The following is a 10,974-nucleotide window of genomic DNA, read 5'->3' as shown; positions in this document are numbered from 1 at the left end:
CCCCTCCGGGGTTGGGGTTTACCGGGGGGTGGGGGGGGGGGCCCTAAAAAAACCCCCCCCGCCCCCCACCCCACTTTTACGGTTCCTGTGTGACGGGTAAGGTTAGGTTAGCCTCACCGATCAAGGGGATGGCACGACTTCGATCCCGGCGGGAGGTGGTCCGCGTGTACGTCTGCAGTTGCTTCGGTGTCACCGAGCAGCAGGTCAAGCAGCACGCGGAGAACGGTGCCTGCACGCCCCGCCAGATAGCGTCCGCCTGCAAGGCGGGCACGGACTGCGGGTCGTGTGTACGTCGTATTCAGGCGCTCCTGGGCAGGGGTGCGTGCCCGCGCCGAGAGCTGGCCGACCAGGGCAAACCGGTGCTCACCGACCTGGCGGACGCGGCCTAGCCCGTCAGCTCTCCGACTCGCCGGCTCCTTAGCTCGGCTGCTCGATCTGCTGCGCGATGTAAAGCGCCTCGCCGATCTTGTCGATGAGTTCCAGCTGCGTGTCCAGGTAGTCGATGTGGTGCTCCTCGTCCTCGAGGATCGACTCGAAGAGGTTCGCGGACGTGATGTCGCCCTTGGTGCGCATCACCTCGATACCGCGCTTGAGTCGGTCGATCGCCTCGACCTCGACCTGGCGGTCGGCCTGGAACATCTCGGTGACCGTCTGGCCGACCCGTACGTGGAACAGGCGCTGGTAGTTGGGCAGGCCGTCCAGCATGAGGATGCGCTCGGTGATCTTGTCCGCGTGCTTCATCTCATCGATGGACTCTTCACGCGTGTACTTGGCGAGCTTCGTCCAGCCTTTGTTGTCCTGGATCCGGTAGTGCAGCCAGTACTGATTGATCGCCGTCAGCTCGCCGGTCAGCTGCTCGTTCAAGAATTCGAGGACCTCGGGGTCGCCCTGCATCGCAGAGGCTCCTTCCACGGGGGGAACTGGCAGGATGCGCCGCATGATTCCACCGGCGGAGAAGATCGTCCAGTAAGTCTTCACTTAGTAAGTAAGGGCATGCTTAGTCCGTTATGTGGCGGATTGTGCAGGGGTGTGGTCAGGTGCACTGCCCTAGGTCTGTCAGGATGGAGTCATGGGTCAGCCGGTGGAGCGTGAAGGTGGAGCAGCAGCACACTCCGAGCTTCCGCCGGGACAGCGCGTGCAGCGCGGCTGGCCCGTCACGCACTACGGACCGGTCCCCAAGTTCCGGCCCGAGCGCTGGGAGTTCAGGGTGTTCGGGGCCACCGCCGACGGCGAGAAGCACTGCTGGACCCATGAGGAGTTCACGGCCCTGCCGTACACGAGCGTCGTCGCCGATCTGCACTGCGTCACGAAGTTCAGCATGCTCGGTGCGGAGTGGGGCGGCATTCCGGCCCGCATGATCCTGGAGATCGCGCCGCCGGCACCAGCCGTCACTCATGTGATGGTGTGGGCGGAGTACGGCTTCAGCTCCAACCTCCGCCTCTCCGACTTCGCCTCCGAGCGCACGATCTTCGCCACCCACAAGGACGGCGAACTGCTCACGGCGGAGCACGGTTTCCCCCTCCGTCTGGTCGTCCCCCATCTGTACGCCTGGAAGGGCCCCAAGTGGGTTCGCGGCGTGGAGTACATGACCGCCGACCGCCGCGGCTTCTGGGAGGAGCGCGGCTACCACAACATTGGCGACCCGTGGAAGGAACAGCGGTACTCGTACCAGGAGGAGCCCGGGGACGGCCCCGAGCTCTGACTCCCGGTCCCCTCGCCGGCTCTCAGTGGTACTGGTGCACCACCGCGTGCCCCTTGCCGCGGCCGATCATCCACTTGTTGACGGGCGTGGTCAGGACGAAGGCGACGGCGAGCGCGATCGCCAGCACCCACCAGAACAGCGGGTCGGCGAGTCCGGCGTCCATGGCGCCCGGCCAGAGCACGATCACGCCGTTGTCGACCAGTTCCATCACGGCGATGGACAGGGTGTCCGCGGCCAGCGCCACCTTGAGGGCGGCACGCAGGTCGACGCCCGCCTTCAGTACGCCCCACAGGGTGAGCGCGTAGCCGAAGAAGAACGCGAGGACGATCGCCAGGATCAGCGTCGGCACGTTGCCCCAGCCGAGCGCGGTGCCGATCACCATGCCCAGCACCTCCCCGATGGCACAGCCGGTGAGGCAGTGCAGGGTGGCCCGGACCGCCGTCGCCCACGTGCTGGTGGTGGCCATCTCGTGATGGTGAGCGTGTGACGCGTGCGCTTCGTGTTCCATGACTGCCCCCAATGCCGGATTGCGGTTCCTGCACCGAGCAAGAACCGTATACCCCCTGGGGGTATTCCGTATCCGGTCAGGCGTCCCGAAGTTTTTTCAGCCGCTCCACGTCCGCCGCGTGGCCTTCCTTTCCGCCCGGCGTCTCGATGATCAGCGGTACGCCCGCGGTGGCCGGGTGGGTCATCAGCGCCCGGAACGGGTCCTCGCCGATGTGACCTGCGCCGATGTTCTCGTGGCGGTCCTTGTGCGCGCCGACGACGTCCTTGGAGTCATTGGCGTGGATCAGCTTCAGCCGGCCCTCGCCGACGGTGTCCACGAGCAGGTCGAGGGTCTGGTGCATGCCGGAGGGGCCGGTCAGGTCGTGGCCGGCGGCGAAGATGTGGCAGGTGTCCAGGCACACGCCCAGCTTCGGATGGGCGTCCAGCGCCTCGAAGTACGGCCCGAAGTCCCAGGTGCGGGAGCAGAGCGAGAAACCCTGGCCTGCCGTCGACTCCAGCAGTAGGAACGGGTCGTCGTCGTGGGTCAGCTCGTCGAGCAGCGGCAGCAGGTGCTCCCGTACCTGCTTCAGGGCCACCGAGCGCTCCCGGCCACCGGTCGCGCTGCCTGTGTGCACGACCACGCCGAGCGCCCCGATCTCCCGACCGCGCCGCAGCGAGTGCCGCAGCGACTCCACCGACTTCTCGACGGTCGCCTCGGTGTGCGAGCCGAAGTTGATGAGGTACGGCGCATGCACATACGCCGGGATCGACTCGGCCGCGCACACCGCGCGGAACTCCTCGTCCTGCCGCGGATTCCCTGCGGGCGTGGCCCAGCCGCGCGGGTTGGCGACGAAGACCTGGACCGTCTCGGCCTTGAGGTCGTGGGCGTAGGTGAGCCCGACGGAGTGGAGGCCGCCGGCCACGGGCACGTGGCCGCCGATGGGGTTGCGGGAGGGGCCGGGAGCGTTTCCCGGGACGGCGGGCTGCTGACTCTTCACCCGTTCAGGGTGTCATGGTCGCAGCCCGCCCCGGTCACCGGATGGTGATCGTGATCGTCGACCCCTTGGGCGCCGTCTTTCCGCCCTTCACGGACTGCTTCTTGACCGTGTCGCCGAACAGCCCGAACAGGCCACGGTCCTCGTCGACCTCGAAGCCGGCGGCCTCCAGCGCGGCCCTGGCGTCGTCGACGCTGTCGCCCACCACGTCCGGGACCTCGATCATCTCGGGGCCCTTGGACAGCGTCAGGGTGACGGTGTCGCCCTCGGCGGCCTGCTTGCCGTCGCCCGCAGGCGTCTGCTGGGCGACTTGGCCCGCGTCGAACTCGGAGTTGACCCGCGTGGCAGCGATCTTCACCTTCAGGCCGGCCTCCGCCAACTCGGCCTTCGCGTCGGCCAGGCTCTCGCCGGTGACGTCCGGGACGTCCACCGGGCTGCCCTTGCTGACGGTGAGTGCGACCGCGGAGCCGGAGCGGACCTTGGTGCCCGTCCCGGGGGCCGCTGAGATCACGGAGCCCCTGGTGACGTCGTCGTTGAACTCCCGGGTCACCATGCCCGGTTCGAGTCCGCTCTCCTTCAGTTCGGTCTTCGCCTTGGCCAGCGGGTATCCCTGAAGGTCGGGCACCTTCACGGTCTCCGGTCCCGCCGAGATGACCAGGTTCACGGAGTCGTTGTGCCGGATGCGGGCGCCCATCTCCGGGTCCGTGCTGATGACGGTGCCGCGCTTGACGGTGTCGCTGTAGGAGCGCTCCACCTTGCCGGTGTCGAGCCCGGCCTCCTCCAGCCGGTCCCTGGCCTGCGCCTCGGTCTTGGACAGCAACGGCGGGACCTTGGTGAACTGGCCGGAGTTGATGTACCAGATACCGACGCCGAGGCCGAGGGCCAGCAGGACGGCGGCGACGACGACCAGCGGGCCGCGCGGCGCACGCGGGGTCCGGGAGCGGCGCCGGGGCGGTGGGGGCGGCGGGGTCTCCAGCCGGCTGGTCCGGTTGAAGACGGCCTCGGGCTCGTCCTCGTTCACGGGCAGTGGCCGCTGGATGTTCAGCGCGCGGGGGATCACGCTCGTGCGGTCGTCGGCGTTGCTGTGCTCCGCCGTGAGCGCCTGCGGCGGCACCGCGTCCAGCTGGTCCGTGCTCAGTGCGGCGCGTGTCTCCCGTGCCTGCGCGAGCAGCGCCACGGCGTCGTACGGACGCAGGTCCGGGGTGCGCGCGGTGGCCGACGCGACCAGCTCGTCGAGCCCGTACGCCAGCCCCGGCACGATCGCCGAGGGAGGCGGGACGTCTTCGTGCAGATGCTTGTAGAGCACCACCGCGGGGGAGTCCCCGTCGTGCGGCTTGTCGCCGGTGAGCATCTCGTAGAGGACGACACCGCACGCGTACACGTCGACCCGGGCATCGGCGGCGCCGGGCTGCTCGATCTGCTCGGGTGCGAGATAGGAGACGGTGCCGAGGACGGCACCGGTGGTGCTGGTCACGGTGTCCACGGACCGCACGAGCCCGAAGTCGGCGACCTTGACCCGCCCGTCGTCCCCTATGAGCACGTTCTCCGGCTTCATGTCCCGGTGCACGAACCCGGCGCGGTGCGCGGCGCCGAGCGCGGCGAGCACGGGCTCCAGGATGTCCAGGGCGGCCCGGGGCTGGAGCGCCCCGCGCTCGCGCAGGACGTCGCGCAGGGTGCAGCCCGCGACGTACTCCATGGCGAGATAGACGTACGACCCGTCGGTGCCCTGGTCGAAGACCTGCACGACATTGGGGTGCGCGAGCCGGGCGACGGACTTCGCCTCACGGATGAACCGCTCGACGAACACCCCGTCGACCGCCAGCGCGGGGTGCATCACCTTGAGCGCGAGCACGCGGTCGAGGCGGGTGTCCACGGCCCGGTAGACCGTGGCCATCCCGCCGACCGCGATCCGCGCGTCCACGCGATACCGGCCGTCGAGCACCTGCCCGACCAGAGGGTCCTGAAGGGTCGTATCCACGCAGGTGAGTGTACGAGCCGACACTGACACGCCGTCCGGTTCGGCCGGGATCGGGGCGGGACTGAAGCTGAGCTGTGACGGACGACTCACTGGCCGAAGACTTCCGTCGAACAGGCGTTCAGAATGCGGGCCGTTCCGGGTCCAGCCGTGCGATGCCCTCCACCGGAGACGACGCCTCCGCGAAGTGCCGCTTCGGAATCCGCCCCGCCCGGTACGCCAACCGACCCGCCTCCACCGCATGCCGCATCGCGTCGGCCATGAGCACCGGCTCCTGCGCTCGCGTCACGGCCGAGGCGAGCATCACACCCGCGCACCCCAGCTCCATCGCGAGCGCCGCGTCGGACGCCGTACCGGCACCCGCGTCCAGAATCACCGGCACGCGTGCGTGCTCCACGATCAGCTGGAAGTTGTGCGGGTTGCGGATGCCGAGCCCCGAGCCGATCGGGGAGCCGAGCGGCATGATCGCCGCACAGCCCACGTCCTCCAGCTTCCGCGCGAGCACAGGGTCGTCGTTCGTGTACGGCAGCACGGTGAACCCGTCGTCCACCAGCGTCTCCGCGGCGTCCAGCAGCTCGATCGGATCCGGCAGCAGCGTCCGCTCGTCGGCGATGACCTCCAGCTTGATCAGATCCGTACCGAGCGCCTCGCGCGCGAGGCGGGCCGTGAGCACGGCCTCTCCGGCTGTGAAGCACCCCGCCGTGTTCGGCAGCACCCGGATCCCGAGCTTCTCGAGCACCGACAGCACGGAGCCGTGAACCGAGGGGTTCACGCGCCGCATGGCGACCGTGGTCAGCTCCGTCCCGGACGCCACCAGCGCTCGCTCCAGTACCTCCAGGCTGGGCGCCCCGCCCGTGCCCATGATCAGGCGGGACGTGAAGGACGTGTCACCGATGACAAACGGATCGTCGGCCATGGTTCAGCCTCCCTGGACGGCGGTGAGGACCTCGACGCGGTCCCCCTCGGAGAGGGGCGTCGACGACCACTGCGCGCGCGGTACGACGGTTTCGTTGAGGGCGGCGGCCACTCCGGAGGGCGCCGCGGTGAGGGCCCGCACGAGCGTGTCGAGAGCCGTGCCCGGCTCGATCTGCCGACGCTCGCCGTTGACCGAGATGGTGACCGGGTGGCTCATGCGGGCTGCTCCGTGAGTGCGGCGGCGAGTGCGGCAGAGCTGAACCGCCTGGGCGTGAACGCCCGGGCCTCGTCCGGGAGTTCGCCGGTGGTCAGGACGTGCGCCATCGTGTCTCCGGTGACCGGCGTGAGCAGCACGCCGTTGCGGTAGTGCCCGGTGGCCAGCAGCAGCCCCTCCAGCTCGGTCGGACCGAGCAGCGGCGCGTTGTCGGGGGAGCCCGGGCGCAGACCGGCTCGCGTCTCCGTGAGCGGCAGTTCCGTGATGCCGGGCACCAGCTCGTGGGCGTCGCGCAGCAGCTCGTACACGCCGCCCGCGGTCACCGTCGTGTCCCAGCCCAGCTCCTCGCTCGTCGCCCCGACGACCAGCTCCCCGCTCTCGCGAGGCACCAGATACACCTGGCTGCCGCGCACCACGGCACGCACGGTCCGGCTCAGGAACGGCGCGTACCGCTTCGGCACGGTCAGCCGCAGCACCTGCCCCTTCACGGGGCGCACCGGCGGCAGTACGTCGTCCGGCACTCCGGACAGTCGCCCGCTGAGGCTGCCGGCCGCGAGGACGACCTGGCCCGCGCCCAGCTCCGTGCCGTCGGGCGTGGTGACACCGGCGGCCCGGTCGCGTACGACGTCGAAGCGCTCGGCCCACGTCCGGTGGAAGACCACACCGGCCCGCTCGCACGCGGCCACCAGCGCCCCGGCCAGCCGCCGCGGGTCGATCTGGTGGTCCCCGTCGACCCTGAGCCCGCCCCGCACGCCCGGCGCGAGCATCGGCTCCAGGCGCCGGCACTCCCGCCCCGACAGCCACTCGGAGTCCAGCCCGGACTGGCGCTGCAGGGCGTGCAGTTCGCGCAGATGGGCGCGGTCGTCGGAGTCCAGCGCGACCGCGAGCGTGCCGCAGCGCCGGTAGCCGAGGTCATGGCCGGTGAGCTCGGTGAGCTCGGCCGCGAAGTCCGGGTAGCGGCGGGCCGAGGCCAGGTTCAGGCCGAGCAGGGTCTGCTCGCCGTAGTGCAGTTCCGTGACGGCGGCCAGCATCCCGGCCGCCACCTGGGCGGCGCCGCCGCCCGGCTCGGGGTCCACGACGGCCGTCGTGAACCCGCGTTGCGCGGCCCGCCACGCCGTGACCAGGCCGATGATTCCGCCCCCGATGACAAGGACGTCTGACGTTCGCGTACGCGACATGGGCGTCCAGCCCCTCCCTTCGCCGGCATGACCCGGATCAGGTTCGTACGGTCGGAGGCCGCCAGCCTCCCTCTCAGCCCGGTGCGTCCGGGCTCCCGCGAGTGCTCTACGTTGGCCACCCTAGCCCGCCGCCACCTCTCTCAGTAAGGGAGCCCGTACCCATGGCCCGCTCGCTCGACGGTCTCGTCCTCGCCCCCGTCGCGGACCAAGCCCCAGGTCAGGTGGGTACGCGTACCCGGTTCACGTACCACGAGAAGGACGGCGAGATCTGGGCCGAGTACGCGGGCGGCGATGTCGTACGCGGGTATCTGGTGGGTGGCAGGGAAGGCGACCGGTTGGACTTCCGGTACGTGCAGCTCAAGCGGGACGGGACGACCTCGTCGGGCCACTGCCTGTCCACGGTGGTCGAGCTTCCCGACGGCCGGGTGCGCCTGGAGGAGAGCTGGGAGTGGGAGTCGCAGGCGGGCAGCGGGACCAGCGTTGTGGAGCAGGTCACTGAGCACGACTCCTGACTGACAATTTGTCAGTTGTCTATGGTGATCAGGTGAGCGAGCAGACGACGCAGTCGCAGCGGAAAGTGGTCGTCGCCGGCGCCGGCATGGCCGGTGTGCAGACGGCGGTCGCCCTACGGGAACAGGGCTTCACCGGCACCGTCACCCTGATCGGCGCCGAGCCCCACCAGCCGTACGACCGACCGCCCCTGTCCAAGGCCGTGCTGCTCGGCAAGGCCGAGGGCTCCGCCTTCGACGTCGACTTCGAGGCGCTCGGCATCGAACTTCAGCTGGGCCGCGAAGTGCTGGGCGTGCGCCCCGCCGACCACGAGCTGGACACCGAGGCCGGGCCCGTCCCGTACGACGTCCTCGTGCTCGCCACCGGCGCCGAACCGATCCGGCTGCCGGGCGTGGAGGGCGTCCCCGGCGTGCATCTGCTGCGCACGCTGGACGACGCCGAGCGGCTGCGGCCGGTGCTCGCCCGGCAGCACGACATCGTGGTCGTCGGCGCGGGCTGGATCGGCGCGGAGTTCGCCACGGCGGCGCGCGAGGCGGGCTGCGCGGTGACGGTCGTGGAGGCCGCCGACCGGCCGCTCGCGGGTGCGCTGCCCGCGGAGGTGGCGGCGCCCATGACCGCCTGGTACCAGGACAGCGGGGCGGTGCTGCGTACGCACGCGCGCGTGGAGCGCGTCGAGCCCGGCGCGGTGCTCCTCGACGACGGCTCGCGGCTGCCCGCGGGCGCCGTCGTGGTCGGCATCGGGGCGCGGCCCGCCACGGCCTGGCTGGCCGGCTCGGGCATCGAGCTCGGGGCGCACGGCGAGGTGGTGGCCGACGACGGCCTGCGCACCTCCGTGCCGGACGTCTACGCGGTCGGCGACTGCGCCTCCTTCCCTTCGGGAAGGTATGGCGAGCGCCTCCTGGTGCACCACTGGGACAACGCCCTCCAGGGCCCGCGCACGGTCGCCGCGAACATCCTCGGTGAGGCCACCGGTGAGACTTCTGCGGTCTACGACCCGGTGCCGTACTTCTGGTCCGAGCAGTTCGGCCGGTTCGTCCAGTACGCCGGCCACCACGCCGCCGCCGACACGACCCTGTGGCGCGGCGACCCGTCGGGCCCGGCCTGGACGGTCTGCTGGCTGAAGGACGACCGCCTGGTCGCCCTGCTGGCGGTGGGCCGTCCGAGGGACCTGGCCCAGGGGCGGCGGCTGATCGAGGCGGGTACGCCGATGGACGCGGCGCTGCTGGGGGACCCGGCGCGGCCGATGAAGGCGGCGACGGCGTAGGGCCGAGAGCGGGGTGTTGGCCCTGGTCGGACGGGCCTGGCTTCCTACTGTCAGTGGCAGATGGCAGGCTTGTGCCGTGACCGAGATTGACGCAAAGATCGATGCTCTCGTCCCCGCCTGGCTCACCCTCCCCGACATCGCAGAGATGCTCGATGTCGAGGTGACCCGCGTCCGGCAGCTGGTCAAGGACGGCCAGCTCATCGCCGTACGCCGTGGTGAGAACCGCGCACTGCACGTCCCCGCCGCCTTCATCGACGGGGCCGAGCAGAAGGTCGTCAAGGGCCTGACCGGGACCCTGACGCTCCTGCGGGACGACGGCTTCACGGACGAAGAGATGCTGGAGTGGCTCTTCACCCCCGACGAGAGCCTGCCCGGCACCCCCGCGCAGGCCCTCAGCGAGAATCGCGGCACGGAGGTGAAGCGCCGCGCCCAGGCGCTCGCCGTCTGAACCGAACGCCCTGATCCCAACACCGTCCGGCCTATGGACCGGGCTCCAGCGGGCCACGGTCGCGATCGACTGCGGCCTGCTGGAACCCGGGCCAGGGCGCGGGGCGCGTGCGGCGCGCCGCCGTGGCCGTTGGCCGGTCTGCATCCACGCTTGGGTCCGGGCGGGCACGTCCACCAGTGGCATGGGCCGGGTACCTGATGCCGGGTGCCTGGCATCGCCACATGTGTCGGCGAGTGCCGTCTGGGCGTTGTGAGGCACGTCATGCCCGGGCAACGGCCACGGCGTCATACGACGTCCGGCCCCGACTCATTCCGACCCGACCACGGGTCACCGCCTGGCCGGCCACGGGTCGCCTCCTGGCCCGACCGCGGGTCACGTCCTGGCCGGCCACGAGCCACCGCGCGGCCCGGACCACGGCTCACCGACCAGCACCGACCAGCACCGGCCCGCGACGCAGTACCAGGCTCCGGCTACCGTGCCACCGTCCGGCACCAGCCCGACGTCACCCGCCCGGCAACCCGACCACAGGGGGCACCGCATGTCCGACACCGCCAGCGCAGGCACCGCCCGCGCCCAGCTCGCCGACGCCCGGCTCTACCTCTGCACGGACGCCCGCAAGCGGCAGGGCGACCTCGCGGAGTTCCTGGACGCCGTCCTGGTCGCCGGCGTCGACATCGTGCAACTGCGCGACAAGGGCATGGAGGCGGCCGAGGAAGTCGAGCACCTGAAGGTCTTCGCCGAGGCATGCGCCCGGCACGGCAAGCTCCTCGCGGTCAACGACCGCGCCGACGTGGCCCATGCCGCCGGCGCCGACGTCCTGCACCTCGGCCAGGGCGACCTCCCGGTCCCCGCCGCCCGCGCGATTCTCGGCGGCGACATCCTCGTCGGCCGTTCCACGCACTCCGAGTCCGAGGCCGACGCGGCCGCCGTCCAGGAGGGCGTGGACTACTTCTGCACCGGCCCCTGCTGGCCCACCCCCACCAAGCCCGGCCGCCACGCCCCCGGCCTCGGCCTGGTCCGCCACACCGCCGCCCTCGGCACCGACCGCCCCTGGTTCGCCATCGGCGGCATCGACCTCGGCAACCTCGACGAGGTGCTGGAGGCCGGTGCTCGCCGCGTCGTCGTCGTACGGGCGATCACGGAGGCCGACGACCCGGGTGCGGCAGCGGCGGAGTTCGCGAAGCGGCTGCGGCAGGTGTAGGCCGGCCGGCCGCCAAGGGTGTGCCTTCGGCGGCTGGACCAACGCGTCTCAGTCCCTGTCCGCGATGTCTCACCATGTGGTCAGCC

General features: G+C 70.9%; 13 protein-coding genes and 1 riboswitch. Of the genes, 6 read left to right on the top strand and 7 right to left on the bottom strand.

Features of this window, described 5'->3' with window-relative positions; genetic code table 11:
- Nucleotides 1–164 precede the first annotated feature (164 nt).
- Nucleotides 165–389 (top strand): (2Fe-2S)-binding protein, encoded by a 225-nt coding sequence (locus EHO50_RS08310; protein ID WP_164904787.1) that lies wholly within the window; start codon nucleotides 165–167, stop codon nucleotides 387–389.
- A gap of 28 nt (nucleotides 390–417) precedes the next feature.
- Here EHO50_RS08310 and bfr read toward each other — a convergent pair whose 3' ends face one another.
- Nucleotides 418–894, bottom strand: a complete 477-nt coding sequence (gene bfr, locus EHO50_RS08305; RefSeq protein WP_010039288.1) for a bacterioferritin — start codon at nucleotides 892–894, stop codon at nucleotides 418–420.
- A gap of 175 nt (nucleotides 895–1,069) precedes the next feature.
- Between bfr and EHO50_RS08300 the strand changes: the two genes are divergently transcribed.
- Entirely contained in the window at nucleotides 1,070–1,702 is a 633-nt protein-coding gene (locus EHO50_RS08300) for a sulfite oxidase-like oxidoreductase (RefSeq protein WP_128429214.1), read from the top strand.
- Between the two features lie 22 nt (nucleotides 1,703–1,724).
- Here the strand turns inward: EHO50_RS08300 and EHO50_RS08295 are convergent, their stop codons facing one another.
- The 6 genes from EHO50_RS08295 to thiO form a co-directional block, all read right to left on the bottom strand.
- Nucleotides 1,725–2,210 carry a DUF4396 domain-containing protein gene (locus EHO50_RS08295; RefSeq protein WP_128429213.1) on the bottom strand — a complete coding sequence of 162 codons (486 nt, stop codon included), beginning with the start codon at nucleotides 2,208–2,210 and terminating at the stop codon, nucleotides 1,725–1,727.
- A gap of 76 nt (nucleotides 2,211–2,286) precedes the next feature.
- Nucleotides 2,287–3,186 carry a deoxyribonuclease IV gene (locus EHO50_RS08290; protein ID WP_128429212.1) on the bottom strand — a complete coding sequence of 300 codons (900 nt, stop codon included), beginning with the start codon at nucleotides 3,184–3,186 and terminating at the stop codon, nucleotides 2,287–2,289.
- Nucleotides 3,187–3,220: 34 nt separating this feature from the next.
- Nucleotides 3,221–5,161 (bottom strand): Stk1 family PASTA domain-containing Ser/Thr kinase, encoded by a 1,941-nt coding sequence (pknB, locus tag EHO50_RS08285; RefSeq protein WP_164904786.1) that lies wholly within the window; start codon nucleotides 5,159–5,161, stop codon nucleotides 3,221–3,223.
- Nucleotides 5,162–5,279: 118 nt separating this feature from the next.
- On the bottom strand, nucleotides 5,280–6,074 hold the full coding sequence (locus EHO50_RS08280; protein WP_128429211.1) for a thiazole synthase: 795 nt from the start codon (nucleotides 6,072–6,074) through the stop codon (nucleotides 5,280–5,282).
- 3 nt (nucleotides 6,075–6,077) lie between these two features.
- The gene (thiS, locus tag EHO50_RS08275) at nucleotides 6,078–6,290 is read right to left on the bottom strand and encodes a sulfur carrier protein ThiS (protein ID WP_128429210.1); all 213 of its coding nucleotides are present in this window, start codon (nucleotides 6,288–6,290) and stop codon (nucleotides 6,078–6,080) included.
- A complete protein-coding gene (thiO, locus tag EHO50_RS08270) occupies nucleotides 6,287–7,465 on the bottom strand; it encodes a glycine oxidase ThiO (RefSeq protein ID WP_128429209.1) in 1,179 nt (392 codons plus the stop codon). Before thiO ends, thiS begins: the two co-directional genes overlap by 4 nt.
- Nucleotides 7,463–7,574, bottom strand: a riboswitch (TPP riboswitch). Its footprint overlaps the gene before it by 3 nt.
- Nucleotides 7,575–7,626: 52 nt before the next feature.
- Between thiO and EHO50_RS08265 the strand changes: the two genes are divergently transcribed.
- The 4 genes from EHO50_RS08265 (at nucleotide 7,627) to thiE (ending at nucleotide 10,888) form a co-directional block, all read left to right on the top strand.
- Nucleotides 7,627–7,977, top strand: a complete 351-nt coding sequence (locus EHO50_RS08265; protein WP_128429208.1) for an avidin-fold protein — start codon at nucleotides 7,627–7,629, stop codon at nucleotides 7,975–7,977.
- Between the two features lie 86 nt (nucleotides 7,978–8,063).
- Entirely contained in the window at nucleotides 8,064–9,239 is a 1,176-nt protein-coding gene (locus EHO50_RS08260) for an NAD(P)/FAD-dependent oxidoreductase (protein ID WP_425472142.1), read from the top strand.
- Nucleotides 9,240–9,315: 76 nt separating this feature from the next.
- Nucleotides 9,316–9,687 (top strand): Rv2175c family DNA-binding protein, encoded by a 372-nt coding sequence (locus EHO50_RS08255; protein WP_128429206.1) that lies wholly within the window; start codon nucleotides 9,316–9,318, stop codon nucleotides 9,685–9,687.
- Between the two features lie 538 nt (nucleotides 9,688–10,225).
- Nucleotides 10,226–10,888, top strand: a complete 663-nt coding sequence (gene thiE / locus EHO50_RS08250) for a thiamine phosphate synthase (protein ID WP_128429205.1) — start codon at nucleotides 10,226–10,228, stop codon at nucleotides 10,886–10,888.
- Nucleotides 10,889–10,974 lie beyond the last annotated feature (86 nt).

The organism is Streptomyces cyaneus, assembly GCF_004028635.1.
GTDB lineage: Bacteria > Actinomycetota > Actinomycetes > Streptomycetales > Streptomycetaceae > Streptomyces > Streptomyces cyaneus.
This window is presented reverse-complemented; position numbering and strand designations above follow the sequence as displayed.

What these genes read in the sequence shown, in the direction of transcription:
- bfr (WP_010039288.1), bottom strand. Translation starts at nt 894, where the DNA reads ATGCAGGGCGACCCCGAGGTCCTCGAATTCTTGAACGAGCAGCTGACC.
- EHO50_RS08300 (WP_128429214.1), top strand. Translation starts at nt 1,070, where the DNA reads ATGGGTCAGCCGGTGGAGCGTGAAGGTGGAGCAGCAGCACACTCCGAG.
- EHO50_RS08295 (WP_128429213.1), bottom strand. Translation starts at nt 2,210, where the DNA reads ATGGAACACGAAGCGCACGCGTCACACGCTCACCATCACGAGATGGCC.
- EHO50_RS08280 (WP_128429211.1), bottom strand. Translation starts at nt 6,074, where the DNA reads ATGGCCGACGATCCGTTTGTCATCGGTGACACGTCCTTCACGTCCCGC.
- thiS (WP_128429210.1), bottom strand. Translation starts at nt 6,290, where the DNA reads ATGAGCCACCCGGTCACCATCTCGGTCAACGGCGAGCGTCGGCAGATC.
- thiO (WP_128429209.1), bottom strand. Translation starts at nt 7,465, where the DNA reads ATGTCGCGTACGCGAACGTCAGACGTCCTTGTCATCGGGGGCGGAATC.
- EHO50_RS08265 (WP_128429208.1), top strand. Translation starts at nt 7,627, where the DNA reads ATGGCCCGCTCGCTCGACGGTCTCGTCCTCGCCCCCGTCGCGGACCAA.
- EHO50_RS08260 (WP_425472142.1), top strand. Translation starts at nt 8,064, where the DNA reads ATGGCCGGTGTGCAGACGGCGGTCGCCCTACGGGAACAGGGCTTCACC.
- thiE (WP_128429205.1), top strand. Translation starts at nt 10,226, where the DNA reads ATGTCCGACACCGCCAGCGCAGGCACCGCCCGCGCCCAGCTCGCCGAC.